The 21831-nt window shown below is 69.9% G+C and carries 24 protein-coding genes; 17 read left to right on the top strand and 7 right to left on the bottom strand.

Features of this window, described 5'->3' with window-relative positions; all coding sequences use genetic code 11:
- Positions 1-17: 17 nt before the first annotated feature.
- Both AB0H84_RS15365 and AB0H84_RS15360 read right to left on the bottom strand, forming a co-directional pair.
- The gene (locus AB0H84_RS15365; protein WP_345001228.1) at positions 18-245 is read right to left on the bottom strand and encodes a DUF3073 domain-containing protein; all 228 of its coding nucleotides are present in this window, start codon (positions 243-245) and stop codon (positions 18-20) included.
- Positions 246-395: 150 nt separating this feature from the next.
- The gene (locus AB0H84_RS15360; RefSeq protein WP_357603678.1) at positions 396-1475 is read right to left on the bottom strand and encodes a Glu/Leu/Phe/Val dehydrogenase dimerization domain-containing protein; all 1080 of its coding nucleotides are present in this window, start codon (positions 1473-1475) and stop codon (positions 396-398) included.
- 106 nt (positions 1476-1581) lie between these two features.
- Here AB0H84_RS15360 and AB0H84_RS15355 point away from each other — a divergent pair, with 106 nt between their 5' ends.
- Positions 1582-2445: a hypothetical protein gene (locus AB0H84_RS15355; protein ID WP_357603677.1), complete on the top strand. Its 864-nt coding sequence runs from the start codon at positions 1582-1584 to the stop codon at positions 2443-2445.
- A gap of 322 nt (positions 2446-2767) precedes the next feature.
- On the top strand, positions 2768-2971 hold the full coding sequence (gene bldC, locus AB0H84_RS15350) for a developmental transcriptional regulator BldC (RefSeq protein ID WP_013133571.1): 204 nt from the start codon (positions 2768-2770) through the stop codon (positions 2969-2971).
- 122 nt (positions 2972-3093) lie between these two features.
- On the opposite strand, the gene AB0H84_RS15345 is transcribed toward bldC, so the two are convergent.
- The gene (locus AB0H84_RS15345; protein ID WP_357603675.1) at positions 3094-3744 is read right to left on the bottom strand and encodes a TetR/AcrR family transcriptional regulator; all 651 of its coding nucleotides are present in this window, start codon (positions 3742-3744) and stop codon (positions 3094-3096) included.
- Between the two features lie 155 nt (positions 3745-3899).
- On the opposite strand from AB0H84_RS15345, the gene AB0H84_RS15340 reads away from it, so the two are divergent.
- From AB0H84_RS15340 to AB0H84_RS15325, 4 genes are all read left to right on the top strand, one after another.
- Positions 3900-4949, top strand: a complete 1050-nt coding sequence (locus AB0H84_RS15340; RefSeq protein ID WP_357603674.1) for a LacI family DNA-binding transcriptional regulator — start codon at positions 3900-3902, stop codon at positions 4947-4949.
- A gap of 120 nt (positions 4950-5069) precedes the next feature.
- A complete protein-coding gene (locus AB0H84_RS15335) occupies positions 5070-5318 on the top strand; it encodes a hypothetical protein (RefSeq protein WP_357603673.1) in 249 nt (82 codons plus the stop codon).
- A 92-nt stretch (positions 5319-5410) separates the two neighbouring features.
- The gene (locus AB0H84_RS15330) at positions 5411-6253 is read left to right on the top strand and encodes an N-acetylmuramoyl-L-alanine amidase (protein ID WP_357603671.1); all 843 of its coding nucleotides are present in this window, start codon (positions 5411-5413) and stop codon (positions 6251-6253) included.
- On the top strand, positions 6250-7842 hold the full coding sequence (locus AB0H84_RS15325) for a beta-N-acetylhexosaminidase (protein WP_357603669.1): 1593 nt from the start codon (positions 6250-6252) through the stop codon (positions 7840-7842). Before AB0H84_RS15330 ends, AB0H84_RS15325 begins: the two co-directional genes overlap by 4 nt.
- 1 nt (position 7843) lies before the next feature.
- Here the strand turns inward: AB0H84_RS15325 and AB0H84_RS15320 are convergent, their stop codons facing one another.
- Genes AB0H84_RS15320 through AB0H84_RS15310 form a run of 3 tightly spaced genes read right to left on the bottom strand, consistent with a single transcriptional unit; the run spans position 7844 to position 10118 of the window.
- Positions 7844-8398, bottom strand: a complete 555-nt coding sequence (locus tag AB0H84_RS15320) for a GNAT family N-acetyltransferase (protein WP_357603667.1) — start codon at positions 8396-8398, stop codon at positions 7844-7846.
- Positions 8399-8408: 10 nt separating this feature from the next.
- A complete protein-coding gene (locus AB0H84_RS15315) occupies positions 8409-9461 on the bottom strand; it encodes a quinone-dependent dihydroorotate dehydrogenase (RefSeq protein WP_357603665.1) in 1053 nt (350 codons plus the stop codon).
- Positions 9462-9467: 6 nt separating this feature from the next.
- Positions 9468-10118 carry a response regulator transcription factor gene (locus AB0H84_RS15310; RefSeq protein WP_357603663.1) on the bottom strand — a complete coding sequence of 217 codons (651 nt, stop codon included), beginning with the start codon at positions 10116-10118 and terminating at the stop codon, positions 9468-9470.
- Between the two features lie 18 nt (positions 10119-10136).
- Between AB0H84_RS15310 and AB0H84_RS15305 the strand changes: the two genes are divergently transcribed.
- Together AB0H84_RS15305 and lpdA are read left to right on the top strand one after the other, a co-directional pair.
- Positions 10137-10511: a tautomerase family protein gene (locus AB0H84_RS15305; protein WP_357603661.1), complete on the top strand. Its 375-nt coding sequence runs from the start codon at positions 10137-10139 to the stop codon at positions 10509-10511.
- 20 nt (positions 10512-10531) lie between these two features.
- Positions 10532-11911, top strand: a complete 1380-nt coding sequence (lpdA, locus tag AB0H84_RS15300) for a dihydrolipoyl dehydrogenase (RefSeq protein WP_357603659.1) — start codon at positions 10532-10534, stop codon at positions 11909-11911.
- 33 nt (positions 11912-11944) lie between these two features.
- On the opposite strand, the gene AB0H84_RS15295 is transcribed toward lpdA, so the two are convergent.
- Positions 11945-12409: an anthrone oxygenase family protein gene (locus AB0H84_RS15295; RefSeq protein ID WP_357603658.1), complete on the bottom strand. Its 465-nt coding sequence runs from the start codon at positions 12407-12409 to the stop codon at positions 11945-11947.
- Between the two features lie 280 nt (positions 12410-12689).
- Between AB0H84_RS15295 and AB0H84_RS15290 the strand changes: the two genes are divergently transcribed.
- From AB0H84_RS15290 to AB0H84_RS15250, 9 genes are all read left to right on the top strand, one after another.
- Positions 12690-13169 carry a hypothetical protein gene (locus AB0H84_RS15290; protein ID WP_357603656.1) on the top strand — a complete coding sequence of 160 codons (480 nt, stop codon included), beginning with the start codon at positions 12690-12692 and terminating at the stop codon, positions 13167-13169.
- A gap of 135 nt (positions 13170-13304) precedes the next feature.
- A complete protein-coding gene (locus AB0H84_RS15285) occupies positions 13305-14021 on the top strand; it encodes a hypothetical protein (protein ID WP_357603654.1) in 717 nt (238 codons plus the stop codon).
- A 115-nt stretch (positions 14022-14136) separates the two neighbouring features.
- Positions 14137-16176: a cellulose binding domain-containing protein gene (locus AB0H84_RS15280; RefSeq protein ID WP_357603652.1), complete on the top strand. Its 2040-nt coding sequence runs from the start codon at positions 14137-14139 to the stop codon at positions 16174-16176.
- A 257-nt stretch (positions 16177-16433) separates the two neighbouring features.
- Positions 16434-17960, top strand: coding sequence for a hypothetical protein (locus AB0H84_RS15275; protein WP_357603650.1), 1527 nt, complete (start codon positions 16434-16436; stop codon positions 17958-17960).
- Between the two features lie 7 nt (positions 17961-17967).
- A complete protein-coding gene (locus AB0H84_RS15270; protein ID WP_357603648.1) occupies positions 17968-18423 on the top strand; it encodes a roadblock/LC7 domain-containing protein in 456 nt (151 codons plus the stop codon).
- Positions 18420-18770 (top strand): DUF742 domain-containing protein, encoded by a 351-nt coding sequence (locus AB0H84_RS15265; RefSeq protein ID WP_357603646.1) that lies wholly within the window; start codon positions 18420-18422, stop codon positions 18768-18770. The genes AB0H84_RS15270 and AB0H84_RS15265 overlap by 4 nt, the downstream gene beginning before the upstream one ends.
- Entirely contained in the window at positions 18751-19329 is a 579-nt protein-coding gene (locus AB0H84_RS15260) for an ATP/GTP-binding protein (protein ID WP_357603644.1), read from the top strand. The genes AB0H84_RS15265 and AB0H84_RS15260 overlap by 20 nt, the downstream gene beginning before the upstream one ends.
- Entirely contained in the window at positions 19326-20651 is a 1326-nt protein-coding gene (locus tag AB0H84_RS15255) for a cytochrome P450 (protein ID WP_357603642.1), read from the top strand. The genes AB0H84_RS15260 and AB0H84_RS15255 overlap by 4 nt, the downstream gene beginning before the upstream one ends.
- A complete protein-coding gene (locus tag AB0H84_RS15250) occupies positions 20555-21775 on the top strand; it encodes a cytochrome P450 (protein ID WP_357603640.1) in 1221 nt (406 codons plus the stop codon). The genes AB0H84_RS15255 and AB0H84_RS15250 overlap by 97 nt, the downstream gene beginning before the upstream one ends.
- Positions 21776-21831 lie beyond the last annotated feature (56 nt).

Raw genomic sequence — 21831 nt, 5'->3', positions numbered from 1 at the left:
ATCAACCAGGAGAACGGCTACCGACGACCGGAAGGACGGCCATCGTCGTCGTCTCCGGCGCCATAGTCATCGGCGTAATCGGCATAGCGATCCGCCAGCTCATCGTTGAGGTCGTCGGCGTCGTCACTGCTGGAGTCTCCGACCCCGAGTTCGTCGCGAAGACGGTCAAGATCCGTGCCACCGCTGTTGTACTTCAGCTGGCGAGCAACCTTGACCTGCTTGGCCTTTGCTCGGCCGCGCCCCATTGGCTCGACCCCCTCGTGTGGGGTCGTCCCCGACCCCTCGTCGCTAACGCACCACACACTGACGCCGCTCACTTTGGGCGTCAGCCTATCGTTCGCCTATTACCGTACCTGTTTTGTGCCCAGCTCGGTACGTCGTATGGGCGTGGGGAGTCAGCGGCCCAGCCAAATGCCCCGAATACGCCCGACTTCCGACATTCTGCGCTCGGCTAGCCTATCCGCTGCGACGGCGGGAGGAACGCCCTCATCGGCCGCTATTCGGAAGATCTTCAGAGTCGTGTCATAGATCTGGGTCGCCTTCGACCTGGCTCTCTCCATGTCGAAGCCCTCGATCTCGTCCGCGACCTGGATCACGCCTCCGGCGTTGACGACGTAGTCGGGCGCGTACAGGATGCCGCGCTCGGCGAGCTGCTTCTCGACGCCCGGATGGGCGAGCTGGTTGTTGGCGGCCCCGCAGACGATCCGGGCCCGGAGCCTGGCGACCGTGGCGTCGTCGAGGACGCCGCCCAGCGCGCACGGCGCGAACACGTCGATGTCGGACGCGGTCAGCTCCTCCGCGTCGGCCACCACGTCCACCTCGGGGCGGCGCCGGCGCACCCGCTCGACCGCCTCGGGGTCGACGTCGCAGATCACCACCTCGGCGCCGTCCTCGTACAGGAGCTCGACCAGGCGGTGGCCCACCTTGCCGACCCCTTCGACGCCGACGCGCCTGCCGTGCAGCGAGGGCGTGCCGTACACGCGCTCGGCCGAGGCCCGCATGCCCTGGAACACGCCGAAGGCCGTGAGGATGGAGGAATCCCCCGCTCCCCCGTGCGCACGGGTGCGGCCGGTCACGAAGCGGGACTCGCGGGCGACGACGTCCATGTCCTCGCTGTAGGTCCCCACGTCGCACGCCGTGATGTAGCGGCCGCCGAGCGACTGCACGAACCGCCCGTACGCGCGCAGCAGCGCCTCGCTCTTGTCACGGGCCGGATCGCCGATGATGACTGCCTTGCCGCCTCCCAGGTCGAGCCCGGCCAGCGCGTTCTTGTACGCCATGCCCTTGGCGAGGTTGAGCACGTCGGCCAGGGCCGCGCTCTCGCTCTCGTACGGGTAGAACCGCGTGCCTCCCAGGGCCGGGCCCAGCGCCGTGTTGTGGATGGCGATGATGGCGCGCAGGCCGCTCTGCTCGTCGGCGCAGAACACGACCTGCTCGTGGACGTCCTTGTGGGACGTGCCGAAGACGTCGGTCACGGTGGTGACTCCCTGTCCGGTCCGCCGCGCCTTCGCGGCGGAGATCGCCTCAGCGTAGTAAAGCCACAACGGTGCACGCAGGTTCGCTTCGTGACACGATGCCTCCGTGCTGCCCTATGCCGCCTACCTCCGCGTCTATGAGCCACTGACCGCGTTCGCCGAGTCCGAGCGCAAGGTGTGGGCCGACTACGCCGACTCCCGTGACCGCCCTCGACGCGCGAACGCGCTCAATGTGGAGCACGGCGAGTCGGTGATGCGCCTCCTCGGCATGCCCCCTCAACCCGTTCCCGCGCAGGAGAGCCCCAACGCCTATCTGAGGCGCGTTGAGGACCGTCTCTACGTATGCCCTTGGCAAACCCGTCTGCGCTCGTGGCTGGCCTTCTCAAGGCTGCGTGGCACCGCTCCCGTGAAGCTGATGGACCGTCTCGTGCCCAAGGCGATCGCCGAGCAGACCGCCGACGACTTCGACCGGTTCAAGCGGCAGGCCGGTTCGTCCGCGTTGCGCACCCACATTCGCACCACGGCGTGGCATGTGCCGCCATCGTGGTTCGTGCCGTTTGATGGGAACGAGCGCTGGCTGGTGCTCGGCTCCTCCACTCCTGGGCAGGACGTGACGACGACTACCGGACGTAACCTGATCTACGTCACCTCCATGGCACAGGCCAGGAGGCGCACGGCGCGCGCGCTCGGCGTGCTGCGCAGGCACCTGGGCGACGCCGCGGTCAACTTCGACGTGGAGGACGTCGCCAGGTGGCTGGAGGAGTTCCATCCCCATTCCCTGGTCGAGCTCGACTACGGCGGGCTCGTGCACCTCATGGACGACGACGCGCTGCAGGCGGACCAGTCGGTGGCCGAGCTGTCGGCCGCCCTGACGGGCCTGGACACGGGTCAAGAAGAACTTGCCTACGCCATGTACCAGAGGGTGATCCTCCGGTGGAAGTCAATGCAACAGCTGGAATCTGCCAACTGAGGCCCAATGCGACCGTCTGACCTGCATGAGTAGGTCACGTCTCGCGGCTGCTCTCTTCTGCGAACTGAGTAGTTTGCCGTTTTCACTGCGATACCACGAACCGTGTCGCTAGAATCACCGAGCGTGACATCCCCATGGGGGCGGGCAGTTGGGTCAAAGAAGGGCTCGCCAATCGCTCTGCGTGGCGGTATGGTCACATCGGGTGATGCCGCATATGGCGCGGAAAAGCCGCACGCTCTGTGCCATAGGGGGACATCCGTGACACGCGCAAAGGCAGTCACAGGATCGCTAAGCCGGTCCACACGGAGGAGAGGCCGCACAAATGTCAGCTCGTACACCCGAGGCCGAGCCGCTGCTCACGCCCGCCGAGGTCGCGACCATGTTCAGGGTCGACCCCAAGACCGTTACGCGGTGGGCCAAGGCAGGCAAGTTGACGTCGATTCGCACCCTCGGCGGTCATCGGCGCTACCGGGAGACCGAGGTCCGGGCCCTGCTCGCGGGCATTCCGCAGCAGCGCTCGGAGTGAATGAGAGGTCGTCACGAACCTCAGGGGGGTATGGTGAGCCAGGCCGACGGCCTGGTCCACCAGTGTGACGACAACGTCGCATGGGAGAGGTGGCGCCGCCCGCCCGGCGCCATTCTTCTTCCTCAGCTCAAGCGCTCGAGCAACCCCGCCACCTCGCCGTCGTGCGCCGCGGCCACGCGGAGCAGCGCGACCATGTGATCGACGAGCAGCTTCTCCAGCATCGGCCGCTCGATGTCACGGCGCTCGAGCCAGTCGAGGCCGGCCGTCTCCACGGAGGCGATCCACGACCGCAGGGTCATGCGGAGCACCGGGCTCGGCTCATCCACCTGCATCTGCTTCTGGATGAGGCGGAAGAGGCGCCGGCGGACACCGTCGACGATCTCACCGACCTCGCCCGCCCTGTCGGCGGGACCCCCACGCAGCAACGCGGCGAACCCGGTCGCGTGCTCCTCGACGAAATCGAAGTAGCGCCTGAGCCCGGAGGCCAGCTCGTCGAGCGGCCTGCCGCCCCCTTGGGGGCGCAGCCGGGACTCCAGCTGCTCCGCCGCGCTCTTCAGCGCGGCCACATAGAGCTCCTGTTTGCCACCGAAGTAGTGGTAGACCAGGGCCCGCGAAGCGCCCGCCGCGGAGGCGACGTCGTCGATCGAGACGTCTTCCGCGTCGCGGGTGCTGAACAGCTCGAGCGCGGCCGCCATGAGCTCCTCGCGACGCCGGTCGACGCTGAGCCTGCGCCGCGCGGGTCGTGCCGTCTCGGCTGACTTCCCGGGTGTCACACCTGCACAGTAGCCGACGCCGTGCCGTCAGCTGACGTGTGGATATCCGGTCAATGTCGGGATCCCTGAGTCAATCAGTGACGGAGGCCGTACCCTGCGGCTAACTCGATCGTTTGGTCAGACAGGTGCCCATATCCGCATCGCGGGGGAGACACATGTCAGGACCGCCCGTCAACACGTCAACCATTACTGAGCTCAGAGAGGTAGACGCACTGCCTCGGCCCAGACCTACCATCCGCAACGTCGCCGAACGAGCCGGCGTCTCGAAATCGCTGGTCTCTCTCGTGCTGCGCGGATCCCCGCACGTGAGCGAGCACCGGCGCCAGGCCGTGCTGCAGGCCGCCCGCGAGCTCGGCTACCGGCCGAACGCGGTCGCGCGGAGCCTGGTGGAAGGCCGCACTCATCTGGTGGGCGCGCTCGTCGCCGACCTGCACAATCCGTTCTACGCCGAGTTCCTCGACGGCCTGCAGGAGAGCCTGCACGGCGACGGGCTGCGCATGCTCATCGGGAACAGCCAGTGGGACCCGGCTTTCGAGGACGAGGCCGTCGAGGCCTTCCTCGAGCTCCGGGTGGACGGGCTGGTCCTCCTGGGCATCGCGCCGACCAGCGAGACGCTGATCGAGGCCACCGCCTACACCCCGACCGTCGTCGTAGGGGAACGTGACATCGAGCTCGACGGCGTCGACATCGTGGTCGACGACGATCAGCTCGGCGCCCGCCTGGCCATCGATCACCTGGTCGGGCTGGGACACAAGCGCATCGCGCACATCGAGGGCCGCCGATCGTCGCGCTGCGAGGGTTACCTCGTGGCGATGCGCAGGCACTCGCTGGCGCCGTACATCATGGTCGAGGCCGCGGACTCGACCGAGGAGAGCGGCAAGGAGGCGGCGCTGGCGCTGCTGACCCGCGACCCCAGGCCCACGGCGATCTTCGCCGCCAATGACGTGGTGGCGCTCGGCGTGCTCTCAGCCGCGAGCGAACTGGGCCTGCGCGTCCCGCAAGACCTCTCGGTGGTCGGCTACGACAACACGCACCTGGCGGCCTCCCATCATGTCTCGCTCACCTCCATCGACCAGGCCCGCAGGTCCATGGGCAGGTCGGCGGCGGCGCTGCTGAGCGACCGGATCGGGGACCCCGCCAAGGTGTCCCGCCTGCGGGAGATCCACCCTGAACTCATCGTGCGACGGAGCACGGGGCCTGTCTAAAAGAGGATCAAAGCTGGGTCAAGCCGCGCGGAGCCGTGGCCGCGCGGCTGTTTACTCGTCAGGGTCATGCTAATTGTGGCCGGATTCACTCCGGTCACGATCTGATCCGGGGGAACAGTCATGCGTGATCCGGAACTGGTGTCTTGCGCCCAGCGCGCGGCGGCCGAGCTCGAGCGCGCCTGGGGGCACTGGCGGGAGGGAAGGGGCCGGGCCGGCGAGGGCGCCGCGGAGTCGGTCGCCAGCTACGTCGCCCACTCCCTCGACCACCCATGGGGCCGGCCCCGCGTCGTCCTCGGGCTCGACGCCGAGGACGCGCGGGAGCTGGCCGCCCTGCTGGAGCGGCAGGAGGTCGGCGAGCACGTCTGGTGAGCGCGGGCGCTCGCGGAGGACGTACGGCACACCACCCGCCGGAGTCGGCATAAAGCGGGATGCAGCTCCGGCCTTGCCGTAACTTGGATGTCATGCGTGCTCTGCAAGCTTCAGCACTCGCCGTTTGCGGCCTGATCGCCTCCGCGTGTGGCGGCACCGGCTCCGGTGGCGCCGCGGCAGGTCAGGCCGCTCCCGCGACCGTCGCGGAGCAGGCTCCCGCCACCCAGGCTCCCGCCACTCAGACCGCCGCCAAGCAGGCCCCGCCCGGCGCCAAGCCGCTCGAGGGCAAGGTCGTCGTGATCGACCCCGGCCACAACGGCGGCAACTACCGCGACCCGAAGGCCGTCAACCGCAAGGTCAACGTGCTGACCAAGTGGAAGCCCTGCGACACGACCGGCACCGAGACCAACAGCGGCTACACCGAGGCCGCCTTCACGTGGGACGTCTCGCAGCGGCTGGTCAAGGTCCTCGAGGACCGCGGGGCGAAGGTCAAGCTGACCAGGACCGGCAACGACGGCGTCGGCCCCTGCATCACCCAGCGGGCCGCGATCGGCAACAAGGCCGGGGCCGACGCGGCGATCTCCATCCACGGTGACGGGGCCGCCCCGGGCAACCACGGCTTCCACGTCATCATGCCCAAGAAGATCGACGGTCCGGTGGACAAGGTCGTGGGCGCCTCGAGCAGGCTCGGGATCGACGTACGGAACGCCTACGCCAAGGGCACCGGCATCCCGTACTCCAACTACATCGGCCGCAACGCGCTCGACTACCGCAACGACCTCGGCGGGCTCAACCTGTCGACGGTGCCGAAGATCTTCATCGAGTGCGGCAACATGCGCAACGCCGGGGACGCGGCCAAGATGACGGATCCGAAGTTCCGGCAGAAGGTCGCGGTGGCGCTGGCGAACGGATTGCAGCAGTATCTCAAGGCATGATCCCTCGCCCAGAGCTGCTGACTGATCTCTCCGGCTCCTTCGAGCTGACCTCGGGCGCGACCGTGTCCGGCGACCTGCTCGACGCCGTACGTCTCGCGCTCCCCGGGCTGGACCTGCGCCCCGGCGACTCCGGTGAGATCGACGTACGGCGGGATCCCGGGCTGGGCGAGGAGGCGTACCGGCTGACGGCCGGCTCGCGGGGCGTGGAGATCGTGGCCGGCGGCCGCGCCGGGGCCTTCTACGCGGCGCAGTCGCTGCACCAGCTGCTCCCTGACGCCTCCTACCGCTTCTCCACCGGAGCCTCGTGGCCGGTGCCCGGGGTGCGGATCGAGGACGCGCCGCGGTTCGCCTGGCGCGGGCTGCACCTGGACGTGGCCCGGCATTTCTTCCCCAAGCGGGAAATACTCCGCCTGATCGACCTGATGGCGATGCACAAGCTCAACCGCCTCCATCTCCATCTGGTGGACGACCAGGGGTGGCGGGTGGAGAGCAGGGCGTACCCGCTGCTGCACGAGGTCTCCTCGCACCGCCCGCGCACGATGACCACCTTCCACCGGGAGCCGGTGGCCTACGACGACATCCCCCACGGCGGCTACTACACGCTCGACGACCTGGCCGAGATCGGCGCCTACGCCCGCGCGCGGTGCGTCACGATCGTGCCCGAGATCGACGTGCCGGGGCACGCGTCGGCGATCCTGGCGGCGTACCCGGCGCTCGGGGCCACCGGGGAGCCGTACGACGTGCTCGACCGGTGGGGCATCTCCCCCGCGATCCTGTCGCCGCTGCCGCCGACCGTCGAGTTCCTCACCACGGTCTTCGACGAGCTGATCGGGGCGCTGGGCGAGACGCCCTACGTGCACATCGGCGGCGACGAGGTCGTGCTGGACCACTGGACCGGGTCGGCGGAGATCTCCGCGTACCGCGACTCGCTCGGGCTGGGCTCCGTCAACGAGCTGCAGGCCTGGTTCCTGCGGCGGCTCGCGGACGCACTGGCCGAGCGGGGCGCGCGGGCCGTGGTGTGGGACGAGGCGTTCGTCAGCGGCGGGCTGCGCCAGGACACGCTGGTGATGCCGTGGCGCGGCATGGGCGTGGGCCGCCGGGCCGCCGCGGCGGGGCACGACGTGGTGGCGACCCCGGTGTTCCCGCTGTACTTCGACTACGCGGAGTCCGCCTCCGCCGACGAGCCGATGGCCATCGGGGAGGCGATCACCGTCGCGGACGTGGCCGCTTTCGACGCCGCGCCGGACTCGTGGACGGACGAGGAGCGCGCGCGGGTCGTGGGCGTGCAGGCGCAGCTCTGGACCGAGCGCGTGCCGGACGCCCGTACGGTCGACTACCGGCTGTGGCCGAGGGCCTGCGCGCTGGCGGAGGTGGCCTGGGCGGGGTCGTCCTCTGACGGCTTCATGGGGCGGCTGGAGGAGCACCTGGGCCGGCTGGACGCGATCGGGGTGGAGTACCGGCCGCTCGCGGGGCCGCACCCGTGGCAGCGGCGGCGCCCGCACCGGCCGGGCGTGGTGAACGTCTCCGCCGTGATGGCCCGCATCGACGCCATGACCCACGACGCGGAGTCGACCCGGCCGAGCCTGTGACTCAGGGGGCCGGGCGGTCGTTGAGTATGCGCTGGAAGAGGCGGTGGTCCTGCCACCTGCCGTCGATCGCGAGGTAGCGCTCCGCGGTGCCGTACGGCTCGAACCCGGCCTTGAGCAGCACGTTCTGCGAGGCCACGTTGTCGAGCAGGGTGCCCGCCGCGATCCTGTGCAGCCCCAGCTCCTGGTCGGCGATGCGGCACACCTCTCGCACGGCCCCGGTGGCCAGGCCGCGGCCCGTGTAGTCGCCGTCCACCCAGTAGCCGAGGTCGGCGCTCAGCCAGGGGCCGCGGACGATGCCGCTGAGCGTCATGCGGCCCACGATCCTGTCGCCGTCCGCCAGCACCCAGGCCACCGAGCGGCCCTGCGCCTGCTGCTCCAGCAGGTCCTTGAGCCGCAGGGCCTGGCCCGGCAGGGTGAAGAAGTCCGCCGGCCTGCGGGGCTCCCATGGCTTCAGGTGGTCGCGGTTGCGGGTGTAGGCGTGCAGGAGGGCCTCGGCGTCCTGCTCGACGGCCGGACGCAGGATGACGCCGTCCGAAAGGGGTACGTCTTCGATCACCCGTACTAGATTAGGCCGTTCGGCCTATGGCCTCGGCAATGGACTTCAGGCCGTGGCGGCGTACGCGCCTGGAGAGCTGGCGGTGGATGCGCGAGGCCCAGAGCGGGCCGCCGTAGATCCAGCCCGTGTAGCCCTGGACCAGGGTGGCCCCGGCCAGCAGCCGCTCCCAGACGTCGTCCACGTCCTCCACGCCGCCCACCGACACCAGCGTGAGGCGGTCGCCGACCTTGGCGCGCAGGCGCCTGAGCACCTCCAGCGAGCGGCCCTTGAGCGGGCGGCCCGACAGCCCGCCCGTCTCGCCGCCGTGCCTGATCGTGGTGTTGGTGGCGATGATCCCGTCGAGGCCCAGCTCCACCGCCAGGTCGGCGACCGCGTCGACGTCCTCGTCGGCGAGGTCGGGCGCGATCTTCACCAGCAGCGGCGTGCGGCGGGGCGTGGCGTCCGCGACCTGCTTGACCGCGGTGAGCAGCGGGCGCAGCAGCGAGACCGCCTGGAGGTCGCGCAGCCCCGGCGTGTTGGGCGAGCTGACGTTGACCACGAGGTAGTCGGCCAGCGGGGCGAGCTCCTTGGCGCTGGCCACGTAGTCGGCCACGGCCCCGGACTCGGGCACCACCTTGGTCTTGCCGATGTTCACCCCGATCACGACGGGGACGCCTCGGGCGCGGCGCAGCCTGCGGGCGGCGGCCACGGCCCCGGCGTTGTTGAAGCCCATCCGGTTGATCAGCGCGCGCTCCCTGACCAGCCTGAACAGGCGCGGGCGCGGATTTCCCGGCTGGGCGTGCGCGGTGATCGTGCCGACCTCGACATGGCCGAACCCGAGCGCGGCGACGGCCTCGGCGCACGCGGCGTCCTTGTCGAACCCGGCGGCCAGCCCGAGCGGGCCGGGGAAGTGCACGCCGAACGCGGAGACCCGCAGGGCCGGGTCGTGCGGCGCGAGCGCCCGGTGGAGCAGCCGCTTGAGCACGGGCAGCCGGGCGAGGAGCGCGAAGGCGCTCACGGTGAGATGGTGCACGGCCTCGGCGTCGAAACGCCGCAAGACCTGCGTGAACACGAGGCGATACATCACGGGTCAGGCTACCAACCCGGCCTCGTGGGCGATGATCGCGGCCTGCACCCGGTTGCGCACGTCGAGTCCGGTGAGGATGGCGCTCACGTACGCCTTCACCGTGCCTTCGACGATGTGCAGCTGACGGGCGATCTCGGCGTTGGACATGCCCGCGCCGAGCAGGGCGAGCACCTCGCGCTCGCGCTCGGTGAGTGTCTCGATGCGGTCGCGGGCCCTGGCGCCTTTGGCCATCCTGCCGCCGGAGAGCTGCGCGATCACCCGCTGGGCGACCTTCGGCGACAGGTACGCCGCGCCCTCGGCCACCGCGTGGATCCCGGCGATCAGCTCGCGCGGGTCGCCCGACTTGAGCAGGAACCCGCTCGCCCCCACGTCGAGCGCCTTGGCGATGTAGTCGTCCTCCCCGAACGTGGTCAGCATCACCACGGCCGTCCGCGGCGCGACCCTGCGCAGCTCCGCCGCCGCCGCCAGCCCGTCGAGCCTGGGCATGCGGATGTCGAGCAGCGCCACGTCGGGGCGGTGGCTGATGGCCAGATCGACGGCCTGCCTGCCGTCGCCCGCCTCGGCCACCACCTCCAGCGAAGGGTCGGACGCGAGTATCGCCCCGACGCCGGCGCGGATCATGGCCTCGTCGTCGGCCAGGAGTATGCGGATCACGACCTCTATATTGCCGACATGGCACAAGTGAAGGTGTACGGGCGCAGGGACGTGTGGGCCGGGCGGCAGCGGGAGATCTCCGATCTGGTGCAGTCGTGCCTGGTGAGCGCGTGGGGCCTGCCGCCGGAGAAGCGGTTCCACCGCTTCCTGCTGCTGGACGAGGAGGACTTCGTCTGCCCGGGGCGCAGTGAGAATTACCTCATCATCGAGGTGATCTGCTTCACCGGGCGCAGCGACGACGCCAAGCGGGCGCTGATCAAGGAGATCTACGCCAGGTCCGGCTACGACCCCGAGGACGTGGAGATCACCATCATCGAGATGCCCAAGACGAACTGGGGCATCCGCGGGGTGCCCGCCGACGAGCTGACCCTCTCGTACAAGGTCGATGTCTAGCTGACGGTATGGTCCGACTCATGAGCACTCACTATGACGTCGTCGTCCTCGGCGCGGGTCCGGGAGGGTACACGGCCGCGGTCCGCGCCGCCCAGCTCGGACTGCGCACCGCGGTCGTCGAGGAGAAGTACTGGGGTGGCGTCTGCCTGAACGTGGGCTGCATCCCGTCCAAGGCGCTGCTGCGCAACGCCGAGCTGGCCCACATCTTCAACAACGAGGCCAAGACGTTCGGCATCAGCGGCCAGGTCAGCTTCGACTACGGGGCGGCCTTCCAGCGCAGCCGCAAGGTGGCCGACGGGCGGGTCAAGGGCGTTCATTTCCTGATGAAGAAGAACGCCATCACGGAGTACGACGGCCGCGGCACGTTCCTGGACGCCAACACGATCCAGGTGAACGGCGAGACGATCACGTTCTCCAACTGCATCATCGCGGCGGGGGCGACCACTCGCCTGATCCCCGGCACGCAGCTGTCGGAGCGCGTGGTGACGTACGAGGAGCAGATCCTCTCCGAGGAGTTGCCCGGCAGCATCATCATCGCGGGCGCCGGCGCGATCGGCGTGGAGTTCGCGTACGTGCTGCACAACTACGGCGTCAAGGTGACGATCGTGGAGTTCCTCGACCGGATGGTGCCGCTGGAGGACGAGGAGGTCTCAGCCGAGCTGGCCAAGCGCTACAAGCGGCTCGGCATCGAGGTGCTGACCTCGACCCGCGTGGACGCCATCGAGGACACCGGCGCCTCCGTCAAGGTCACCGTCACCAGGGGCGACCAGACGCAGGTGCTCGAGGCCGACAAGGTGCTGCAGGCCATCGGGTTCCAGCCGCGCGTCGACGGCTACGGCCTGGAGAAGACCGGCGTGGCGCTGACCGACCGGGGCGCCATCGCGGTGGACGGGCGCTGCCGTACGAGCGTGCCGCACATCTTCGCCATCGGCGACGTGACTGCCAAGCTGATGCTGGCGCACGCCGCGGAGTCCATGGGTGTCATCGCGGCCGAGACCATCGCCGGCGCGGAGACCATGGAGCTCGACTACGTGATGATCCCGCGGGCGACGTACTGCCAGCCGCAGGTGGCGAGCTTCGGCTACACCGAGGCGCAGGCGCGCGACCTGGGCTACGACGTGAAGGTGGCGAAGTTCCCGTTCATGGCGAACGGCAAGGCGCACGGCCTGGGCGACACGGCCGGCTTCGTCAAGATCATCAGCGACGACACGCACGGCGAGCTGCTCGGCGCCCACCTGATCGGGCCCGAGGTCACCGAGCTGCTGCCGGAGCTGACGCTGGCCCAGCAGTGGGACCTGACGGTGCACGAGGTCGCGCGCAACGTCCACGCGCACCCCACGCTCGGGGAGGCGGTCAAGGAGGCGATCCACGGCCTCGCCGGCCACATGATCAACATGTGACCCTCGGTGATCGGTACGGCGCGACCGTACCGGTCACTTCCAGAGGTAGAGGGCCGTGCCGAGGAGGGCCACGGCGAGGGCGCAGGACCAGGCGCGCACGCTGTTCCAGCGGGTCCAGCGGGGCGAGTAGCCGGGCCAGTCCACGCTGCCCGCGTCCAGCGCGTTGTTCAGCGGCACGTTGACCACGGCCGTCACCATGATGGAGCCCACGAAGCCGGCCACCGCGGCCGCGACGGCCAGCGTGCCCGGCACGCCGGCCCCGTCCACCAGCAGCAGGATCCCGGCGGCCAGCGCGACGACCGGCGACAGCGTGAACGTGGGCAGGAACCTCGGGTTGAGGATCTTCGTGTTGACGCTGCGCATGGCGGCGGCCGCCTGGTCCTTGTCGATGGCGTCGAGCGCGGGCGACACCGCCGTGGAGAACGCGAAGTAGAGCCCGGCCATCAGGCCGTTGAGCACGAGGGCGAGGATCGCCGCGATGCCCGCGAGTAGGTCCATGCGCCTATGATCCTCCGCGGGCGACATCTCTTCCACGCGGTTTGCCGGCGGTGGCCGCCGGGGATCAAGCACCCCGCCGGGGCTCGGACGAACGCCTCCCACGTATCCTGCCAGGGAGAACGCGGTGGAGCCGGTGTAGGCGTTCGAGGCGGTTCGCCGCCGGCCGAGGGGGTTTAGCGCTTTCTCACCAGATCTTCAGGTTTCGCACAGAAACCTCTGAAGGAGCCTGGAGATCTTTGAGACGACCGGAGATCCGCTCGTACCGGATGGTGATCCCCGCATGGCCTCGACCTCTACGACGACCTCGCCGAAGACGACCGTCCGCCCCGCCCTGGTGCGCCTCGGCCTGCTGGGGCTGGCCGCGATCGGCATCATGGGCGCCGCTCTCGAGCTCGCCTTCGAACGCCACTGGCAGAGCCCGGTGCAGCTGATCCCGTGGGCGGCCCTGGCGCTGCTCGGGTTCGCGCTCGCGCTGCTCGCCCTGCGCGACTCGCCTCGCACGACCACCGTGGTACGCGCGATCGCGCTGGTCGTCCTGCTCGCCTCCGCGTACGGCGTCTTCATGCACGTGTCCGTCAACCACGGCGCGGGCGCGGCCGACCCCACGTGGGACACCCTCTCGCCGCTCACCCAATGGTGGTACGCGCTCACCAAGTCCGTCGGCCAGGCGCCGCCACTCGCGCCCGGCATGCTCGCCCAGAGCGCGCTGCTCCTCACGGTCGCCACCCTGACGTCCCGGCACCAGGTGAACGACGACTGAACGCCCTTTGTGGAATTTCGGAACCTTTCCCGCATTTTCCACGTCACACCCTCACAAGCGATGACGTGTAAGGCTGGTGAGGTTCTAGTGACATCAGGCCGGATATTCGTGGCGGCGGCCGCGATGATTGGCACCATGTTCAGCGGGGCGGCGGCCGAAGCGGCGCCCCGGCCGGCCGCTCCGGCGGTGGCCACGACGACGCCCGCCGTCACCAGGCCGGCCGCCGTCGAGAAGGAGCCGGTGTGCCTTCGGCTGAAGGGCGCGGAGGCCTGCGTGGGGCCGGAAGGGAGCGATCGGCCGGGCATCACGATCGAGGACACGGCCAACGACAACTTCCATCCAGCCGTGGAGTACTACCTCAACGGCTACCTCGGCACCAAGTACGTCATCCACAACCTGGGACGAGGGGGCGAGGTCCGAGGAAATCGAGAAATCGGAAAAATCGTGACGTTCCGGGCGGCGCTTTATGAGGGGAATCATCGGGTCAAGGTCGGCCGGTGGAAAACCGTACGCGATATGACGAAATATCCGGTAAAGCGGGAAACGCGGGTCACGCCCGCCGAGGCCCGGTCCCGATCCAAGACCTGCACCTCGACCAAGGGCGCCGCGACCATGTGCTTCGGCGAGCAGAAGACGTTCGTCTTCGTCTGCGACACGGGCGCCGACAAGTACCAGGCCCGCGCCCAGTACTTCCTCGCCGGGGACCCGACCGCGCGCTTCGAGATCCACCAGCTGGCCGGGGTGAACACCTGCGGCAAGGCCGACCACGGTGACCTGGCCGTCAGCATGTACCGCGCCTCGGTGTACAACCACAACCGGCGGGTCGCCACCAGGCTCTACAAGTACAACTAGTCCCTGAAAGTTTCATCGTTGGTTGACGGGCTCGGCGAGCCCGCCTCATGATCAGCGTGCCTCCTGGTCAGGAGGAGGCGTCGAGTGATCAACGCTGACATGGCGAGGTACGCCGATGCCCCGAACGTTGTTACGAGCCGCGTCCGCCTTCCTGCTGACGCTGACCGCTTTGAACGCCCCAGCGGCGTACGCCGATGACGTCACCCCCGTAGCGGTGACCGTCAACGCGCGCGCCGCGCTCGCCACCGTCCCGGAGACCGGAATCGGCTCCAACCACGCGATCTGGGACACCAATCTCGGCACTGACGAGACCGCCGACCTGCTCAAGGACGCGGGCGTGAAAATGCTGCGTTACCCGGGCGGCTCCTACTCCGACATCTACCACTGGGCCGACCACACCGCCCCAGGCGGCTACGTGGCCCCCAACACCGACTTCGACACCTTCATGCGCGGCGTACGACGTACCGGAGCGCAGGCGATGGTGACCGCCAACTACGGCACCGGCACCGCCGACGAGGCCGCGGCCTGGGTTCGCCAGGCGAACGTCACCAAGGGCTACGGGATCAAGTTCTGGGAGATCGGCAACGAGAACTACGGCAACGGCCACTACGGCTCAGCCTGGGAGGCCGACAACCACGCCGACAAGAGCCCGGCCGAGTACGCCCGCAACGTCGTGGCCTACGCGGACGCCATGAAGGCGGTCGACCCGACCATCAAGATCGGCGCGGTGCTGACGACGGCCGCCAACTGGCCGGACGGCATCGTCGCCGACGGCGACAGCGGCACCTGGAACAAGGTCGTCCTGTCGACCGCCGGCCCGAAGATCGACTTCGTGATCGTGCACTGGTATCCGGGCGCCCTGGACAAGGCCGGGCACGTGCCCGACATAGTCCAGCTCACCCGCCAGCAGATCGCGAAGTACGCCGGGCCGGGCTCGGAGCGGATCGGCATCGCCATGACCGAGTTCAACACCGGGTCCAGCAGCAACGGCTCGACCACCCAGCCCGGCGCGCTGGCCGCCGCCGACTCGTACGCGACGCTGCTGGCCAATGGGGTTTTCACGGTCGACTGGTGGAACGTCCACAACGGGATCGGCGCCGTCACCCAGGTCGAGGGGCACACCGACTACGGCGACTTCGGCCTGCTGTCCAGCGGGGTGTGCACGTCCGACGGCAGCGTCTGCGAGCCGGCGCTCAACACGCCCTTCGCGCCGTACTACGCGCTCCAGATGGTGAGCAAGTTCGCCCGCCCGGGTGACCAGTTCGTCCGGGCCGCGACCGACCAGGCGAAGGTCAGCGCGCATGCCGCCCGCCGGCCCAACGGCGACCTGGCGGTCATGCTGATCAACTCCTCGTCGGACACGTCGTACCCCGTCGCGATCGACTACTCGGGCTACAGCCCCGCCTCGGGTGCGCCCACCGTACTGACCCACACCAACGGCGCCACCGCCATCACCACCTCCAGCACCGGCAGCGCGGCGAGCCAGACGCTGCCGCCGCTCTCCCTGACCACGCTCATCCTGCACCCCGCCACCCCGCAGACCGGCCGCCCGGGCGCGCCGGGGCAGCCCACGGCCTCCCAGGTGACGGAGAAGGCCGCCACCATCTCCTGGCCCGCCGCCTCCCCGGGCTCGCGCCCGATCGTCAAGTACGAGCTCTACCGGCAGAACGGAGCCATCAGCGAGCAGCTCGGCGAGACCACCGGGACCTCGTTCACGGTGCACAACCTCAACCCGGGCACGCGGTACACGGTCAACGTGATCGCACGCGACAGCGGCGGCGGCCTCTCCTGGGCCTCACCGCCGCTGACGTTCACCACCGGCACGCCGGCCTCCAGCTCCTGCTCGGTACGGCTCACCGTCCAGACCGACTGGGCCAGCGGCTACGTCGGCGCCATCGACATCACCAACAACGGCGCCCCGGTCAGCGGCTGGACCCTGAACTTCAGCTGGCCGAGGACGTGGCAGAGCCTGGGCAGCGGCTGGAGCGCCGTCTGGACGCAGAACGGGTCGGACGTCAAGGTCGTCAACGACTCCGGCAACGGCTCCCTCGCCACGGGGGCGTCGACCACGATCGGTTTCGTCGGCAACTACAGCGGACCGAACGTCCTGCCCGCCGTCTTCACCCTCAACGGCACCGTCTGCACGACGCAGTGACCACCGCGCCGCCCGGGGGCCCGCACCTCCGGGCGGCCTGGAAATACCGGCAAATCAGACAAAATTCGCGGCTGAGCGCGACGATGAGCTTACGCACGGTTGACTATCGTGACTAAACGGGAATACTGGGTTTCCCGTTTGGCCGTCGTTCCATTGAGACCGAGGATGCCCATGTCGCTTCGGCGGTCGACATCTCCCCGCCGGCTCCCCCCGAACCCAGGACTGTCATGCCGCCAGACTCCCTCAGCCTCCCCACAGTGATCGTCGTCGCAGTTCTCGCCCTTGCCCTCGTGGGCGTCCTCATCCTCCACATGCGCGTACGCCGCGATCTCGCCCAGGCCCGTGGCCGCCTGGCTCAGGCCCGTCAGGCGCAGGAGCACCTGACGCGCGAGACCAGTGCCAGGAACCAGCGGCTGGTGCAGGCGGAGCGCCAGGCCCAGGAGAGCGCGGAGCTGCTGCGGGAGGCGCGCGCCCAGCACGACCTGGTGCGCGCCGAGAACGAGCACCTGATCTCGAAGCGGATCCCCGCCCTGCTCTCCCACCTGCGCGCCCCGCACGTGATCGTGCCCGGCGTGCAGAACCCGGCGCTCGCCGGCACGGACATCGACAGGCAGCACCGCGCCATCCTGGACGCGCTCATCCGCGGCGTCCGCGAGGAGGGCGAGCGCATCGACGAGGCGGCCCAGGCGGTCGTCAGGGGCGCGATGTCCCGCGTGCAGACGCAGGCGCTGCGGGCCCAGGACCTGCTCGCGGGCGTGCAGCAGCGCTACAGCGGCGACGAGCACACGGCGCTGCTGCGCGAGGTGCTGGGGCTCGACATGTACAACGAACTGATCATCCGTCGCGTGCAGGTCACCGGCATCGCCTGCGGCGCCACGCCGGGCCTGTCGCGTGACGACACCTACCTGGTGGACCTGGTGGTGGGCGCCGTCTCCCGGGTGGAGAACTTCGAGCAGCGCATCGAGGGCCCGGCCAACCACCTGCGCCGCCGGATCGGGGTGGCCGCCCGCGCCGCGGAGTCGATCCTGTTCATCACCGCCGAGCTGCTGGCCAACGCGGTCCACCACTCCCACGGCACGCTCAAGGTGACCATCGCCGTGCACGAGACCAACAACGGCGCGGCCATCGTCATCGACGACGCCGGTGTCGGGCTCAACGAGGACCAGTACGCCCGCGCGACCCGCCTGCTGAGCGGCACCCACCCGGTCCGCCTGGTCGACCTGGGCAACCCGCCCCACACCGGCTGGGCCGCGATCGGCCGCCAGGTGGCGCACTACGGCATGCAGGTCACGGTCAAGAAGAGCGCCTTCGGCGGCGTCCAGGCCGTGCTGAACATCCCCACCGCCCTGCTGGTGGAGATGCCGGAGGACAGCCGTCCGTCGGTGCTGGCTCCGGAGCCGGTCCGCGCCCCCGTACCGACCGCCGTCGCGGCCGTCCGGCCGGAGCCCGCCGCCGCCCTCCCGACCCTCTCCGCAGCCGTCCAGGCGGAGTCCGTGACAGCCTCCCGTACGGAGACCGTCGCCTCTTCCGCACGGCCCCGGCCCGCGCCGGCGACCGAGCAACCGCCGGCGGAGGACCTGGCCCCGCTGCCGCAGCGCCGCCGCCAGTCGTCGCGTCCCGCCTCCGGCCCGAGGCCCAGCCGCGGAGCGGACGCCTCCGGCGCCAGGGTGCTCACCACCCCGGAAGAGGCCCAGAAGCGGTGGGGAGACTTCCAGGTCGGAGCCGAGGCGGGCCGCCGGGAAGCGCTCCCGACCGAGCAGCACGACATCACCGAAGGGAATTGACCGCTCCATGGACACTCACAGCGCTTCAGGCCGCGTGCAGACCAAGGGTCGCCCGTTGTCCCTCGACGTGTCCTGGGTCCTGTCACCCCTGCTGGCACTGCCCGGTGTCGCCCGCGGCGTGGTGCTGAGCCGTGACGGGCTCATCCTCGGCGGCTCGGCCGACGTGACCACGGAGAGCGGCGAGCGCGCCGCCGCCATGACGAGCTCCGTGCTGGGGGCCGCCCGCGCCCTGTGCGACGGGCTGAGCAACGGCGCCGACGGCGAGGTGGTGGACATCGTCATCTCGGCCGGCAGCGGCTACTACTACATCGCCCCGGCCGGCGACCGCGCCGCCATCGTCGTCGCCGCCACCGGGGCGGTCAACATCGGTTCGCTGGCCTACGAGGTGCAGCTCCAGGTGCAGAAACTGATCAAGGCCTTCGACGAGGCCAGCGCGCCCAGGGTGCCGGGCGCACGGACATGACCTCCGGACGGCAGCGGCGGCGCGTCGTCCCGGACTACATGGCCGCCGCGCGGTTGACCGTGCCCGAGCACATCAGCGTCGAGCGCACGACGTTGGTCTACATCGCGCCCGACGCCGCCACCAACGGGCTGGATCCTCCGGGGTCGCACCTGCTGGCCCTGCTGCAGGACGGGCCGCTGTCGGTGTACGAGTGCGCCGCGCACCTCGGCCTGCCGTACTGCGTGGTGCGGTTGCTGGTCGCCGGGCTGGTCGGCGGCGGAACGCTGCTGACCCGCGATCCGCCGGCCGCCGACCTGCCCGACATCGAAATCTTGGAGTTGGTACTCAGTGGTCTCCGGGCTCTCTGACAGCCGTATCAGTACCGAACACATCCCGGTCAAGCTGGTCATCGCCGGGCCGTTCGGCGTGGGCAAGACGACCATCGTGGGCGCGCTCTCGGAGATCAAGCCCCTCAACACCGAGGAGGTGCTCACCCAGGCGGGCACGCTGGTCGACGACCTCAGCGGCGTGAACGAGAAGACGACCACGACCACCGCGATCGACTTCGGCCGCCTGACCCTGCCGGGCGTGGTGCTCTACCTGTTCGGGGCGCCGGGGCAGACCCGGTTCCAGGTCCTGTGGAACGAGCTGGTCCGGGGTGCGCTGGGGGTGCTGGTGCTGGCGGACACGCGCCGCATCGACGACAGCTTCGCCGTCCTCGACCTGGTGGAGAACGCCGGCATCCGCTACGCGGTCGCCGTCAACCACTTCCCCGACTCGCCGGAGTACCCGCTGGAGACCGTACGCAAGGCGCTCGACCTCGACCCGCGCACGCCGCTGGTGGTGTGCGACGCCCGCGACCCCGCCTCCGCCCGCGCCTCGCTGATCGCGCTGGTGGAGCACATCCGAGAGCTGGTGCTGTCATGACCCTGCGCTACCTGCCCGACGCCGGACGCCTGTACGGACCCGAGTACGCCAGGGACCCGCAGGCGGTCTACGCGGAGCTGCGCCGGCGGCACGGCGCGGTCGCGCCCGTGGAGATCGCCCCGGGCATCGAGGCCCACCTGGTGATCGGCTACCAGGCCGCCCTGGACGTGCTCACCAACGCCGGCGGCGTCTGGAGCAAGAACCCCAGCACCTGGCAGACGCGGCTCCCCGACACTCCGGAGGCCGCGGGGATGATCGCCATGCTCGGCCACCGGCCCAACGCGCTCTTCTCCGACGGGGCCGAGCACGCCCGCTACCGGAAGGTGATCTCCGACTGCTTCCAGCTGGTCCAGCCGCACAGGCTGCGCCAGATGGTGAGCGAGGTGTCCGACTCGCTCATAAGCCAGTTCGCCGCGAGCGGCGAGGCCGACCTGGTCGCCGACTTCGCCCGGCTCATCCCGTCGCGCGTCTTCAACCTGCTCTTCGGGCGGCCCGACTCCGACAGCGCCGGCCTGACCCAGGCCCTCTCGGACATGATGGAGGCGGACGGCGAGACGGGCGCGCGGGGCAGCGACGCCTTCAGCCGCTACATCGGCGAGCTGATCCAGGCCAAGTACGCCGAGCGGGGCGACGACCTGACCTCCTGGTTCATCGACCACCCGGCCGGGCTGCGGACCGACGAGCTGGCGGAGACCATCGTGCTCGTGATGGCCGCCAGCTACGAGCCCACGGCCAACCTGATCTCCAACACGATCTCCCGGATGGTCAGCGACGACCGCTACTACAGCTCGCTCACCAACGGCGCGCTCAGCACGTACGACGCCTTGATGGAGGCCCTGCGCGCCGAGCCCGCCATGTCGAACTACGGCCCGTACTTCGTGCGCCAGCCCGTGCACTTCCACGGCACCTGGATCCAGCCGGCCGAGCTGGTCCTCGTCTCCTACGCCGCGGCCAACACCGAGCCGACCGGCGTGCCCGAGGAGCTGCGTTCCGACGGCGGCGCGTACCTGGGCTTCGGCGCCGGGCCGCACCGCTGCCCGGCGAGCGACCCGGCCGTGCTCATCGCGATGACCGCGATCGAGCGCCTGACCTCGCACCTGTGCGACCTCGAACTGACCGTGCCGCGCGACGAACTGCTGTGGCGGCCCGGCCCGTTCCACCGCGCGCTGGCGCACCTGCCTGTGCGCTTCACCCCCATCCGTCCTGATCAGCCAGGAGAGTCCCCTTGGGCAGTGCAGCCCCCGTCGTCCTTGATCCCTTCGGAGCCGACCTCCCCGGGGAGGTCCGCCGGTTACGTGACCTCGGCCCCCTGGTCCTCGTAGAGCTCGCGGGGGGCATCCCGGCCTGGGCGGTCACCCGGCACGACCTGCTCAAGCAGCTCATCCTCGATCCGATGGTGAGCAAGGACAAGCGGCACTGGCGGCTGCTGCCCCAGGCGCTCACCGAGCCCGGCTGGACCTGGATCCTGACCTGGATCGGCGTGTCGAACATGCTCAGCGCCTACGGCGAGGAGCACCGGCGGCTGCGCAAGCTGATCGCCCCGAGCTTCACCGCGCGCCGTACCAGGGCGATGCAGCCGATCGTCGAGGGCATCGTCGCGGAGCTGCTGGACGCCATGGCCGCGCAGCCGCCCGGCCAGGTCGTCGACCTGCGCGGCGCCTACGCCCACCCGCTGCCGATGCGGGTGATCTGCGAGCTGTTCGGCGTTCCCGACCACATGCGGGTGGAGATGGCCCAGATGATGGAGGCCATCATGGACACCACCGCCACGCCGGAGGAGGCGGCGGCCACCGCGGCCCAGATCGGCACCGTGCTGCCCGCCCTGGTCGCCTACAAGCGCGAGCACCCGGGCGACGACCTGACCACTGAGCTGATCAACGTCCGCGACAGCGGCGACTCGCTCAGCGACGACGAGCTGCGCGACACCCTGCTGCTCCTCATCGCGGCCGGGCACGAGACCACCGTCAACCTGATCGGCAACGCCGTGCACGCCCTGCTCACCCATCCGGACCACCTCCGGGGCGTGCTGGCGGGAGAGATCTCCTGGGAGGCGGTGATCGAGGAGACGCTCCGCTGGGCGCCGTCGATCGCCAACCTGCCGCTGCGGTTCGCCATCGAGCCGATCGAGATCGGCGGCGTACGGATCGAGGCGGGCGACGCGATCATCACCAGCTACCTGGCGGCCGGGCACGACCCCGACCAGCACGGGCCGGACGCCGACCGGTTCGACCCGACCAAGGAGCGCGACGAGCACCTGGCCTTCGGCATCGGCGTGCACCGCTGCATCGGTGCTCCGCTCGCCCGCCAGGAGGCGCTCGCCGCGCTGCCCGCGCTCTTCGCCCGCTTCCCGGACCTGCGGCTGGCCGTGGAGGAGAGCGAGCTGCCGCACGTCCCGTCCTTCATCGCGCACGGCTGGAGCCGCCTGCCGCTCCTGCTGCACCGCTGACCCGCACGCCACTGCCGTGAGGCTGCCCGGGTGAAACTCCATGATCCACCGGGTTT

Source organism: Nonomuraea sp. NPDC050786, assembly GCF_040654115.1.
GTDB lineage: Bacteria > Actinomycetota > Actinomycetes > Streptosporangiales > Streptosporangiaceae > Nonomuraea.
This window is presented reverse-complemented; position numbering and strand designations above follow the sequence as displayed.

Coding starts and splice junctions, on each gene's coding strand:
- AB0H84_RS15365 (WP_345001228.1), bottom strand. CDS start 245: ATGGGGCGCGGCCGAGCAAAGGCCAAGCAGGTCAAGGTTGCTCGCCAG.
- bldC (WP_013133571.1), top strand. CDS start 2,768: ATGTCAGCTCGTACACCCGAGGCCGAGCCGCTGCTCACGCCCGCCGAG.
- AB0H84_RS15340 (WP_357603674.1), top strand. CDS start 3,900: ATGTCAGGACCGCCCGTCAACACGTCAACCATTACTGAGCTCAGAGAG.
- AB0H84_RS15335 (WP_357603673.1), top strand. CDS start 5,070: ATGCGTGATCCGGAACTGGTGTCTTGCGCCCAGCGCGCGGCGGCCGAG.
- AB0H84_RS15330 (WP_357603671.1), top strand. CDS start 5,411: ATGCGTGCTCTGCAAGCTTCAGCACTCGCCGTTTGCGGCCTGATCGCC.
- AB0H84_RS15325 (WP_357603669.1), top strand. CDS start 6,250: ATGATCCCTCGCCCAGAGCTGCTGACTGATCTCTCCGGCTCCTTCGAG.
- AB0H84_RS15315 (WP_357603665.1), bottom strand. CDS start 9,461: ATGTATCGCCTCGTGTTCACGCAGGTCTTGCGGCGTTTCGACGCCGAG.
- AB0H84_RS15305 (WP_357603661.1), top strand. CDS start 10,137: ATGGCACAAGTGAAGGTGTACGGGCGCAGGGACGTGTGGGCCGGGCGG.
- lpdA (WP_357603659.1), top strand. CDS start 10,532: ATGAGCACTCACTATGACGTCGTCGTCCTCGGCGCGGGTCCGGGAGGG.
- AB0H84_RS15295 (WP_357603658.1), bottom strand. CDS start 12,409: ATGGACCTACTCGCGGGCATCGCGGCGATCCTCGCCCTCGTGCTCAAC.
- AB0H84_RS15290 (WP_357603656.1), top strand. CDS start 12,690: ATGGCCTCGACCTCTACGACGACCTCGCCGAAGACGACCGTCCGCCCC.
- AB0H84_RS15285 (WP_357603654.1), top strand. CDS start 13,305: ATGTTCAGCGGGGCGGCGGCCGAAGCGGCGCCCCGGCCGGCCGCTCCG.
- AB0H84_RS15280 (WP_357603652.1), top strand. CDS start 14,137: ATGCCCCGAACGTTGTTACGAGCCGCGTCCGCCTTCCTGCTGACGCTG.
- AB0H84_RS15270 (WP_357603648.1), top strand. CDS start 17,968: ATGGACACTCACAGCGCTTCAGGCCGCGTGCAGACCAAGGGTCGCCCG.
- AB0H84_RS15265 (WP_357603646.1), top strand. CDS start 18,420: ATGACCTCCGGACGGCAGCGGCGGCGCGTCGTCCCGGACTACATGGCC.
- AB0H84_RS15255 (WP_357603642.1), top strand. CDS start 19,326: ATGACCCTGCGCTACCTGCCCGACGCCGGACGCCTGTACGGACCCGAG.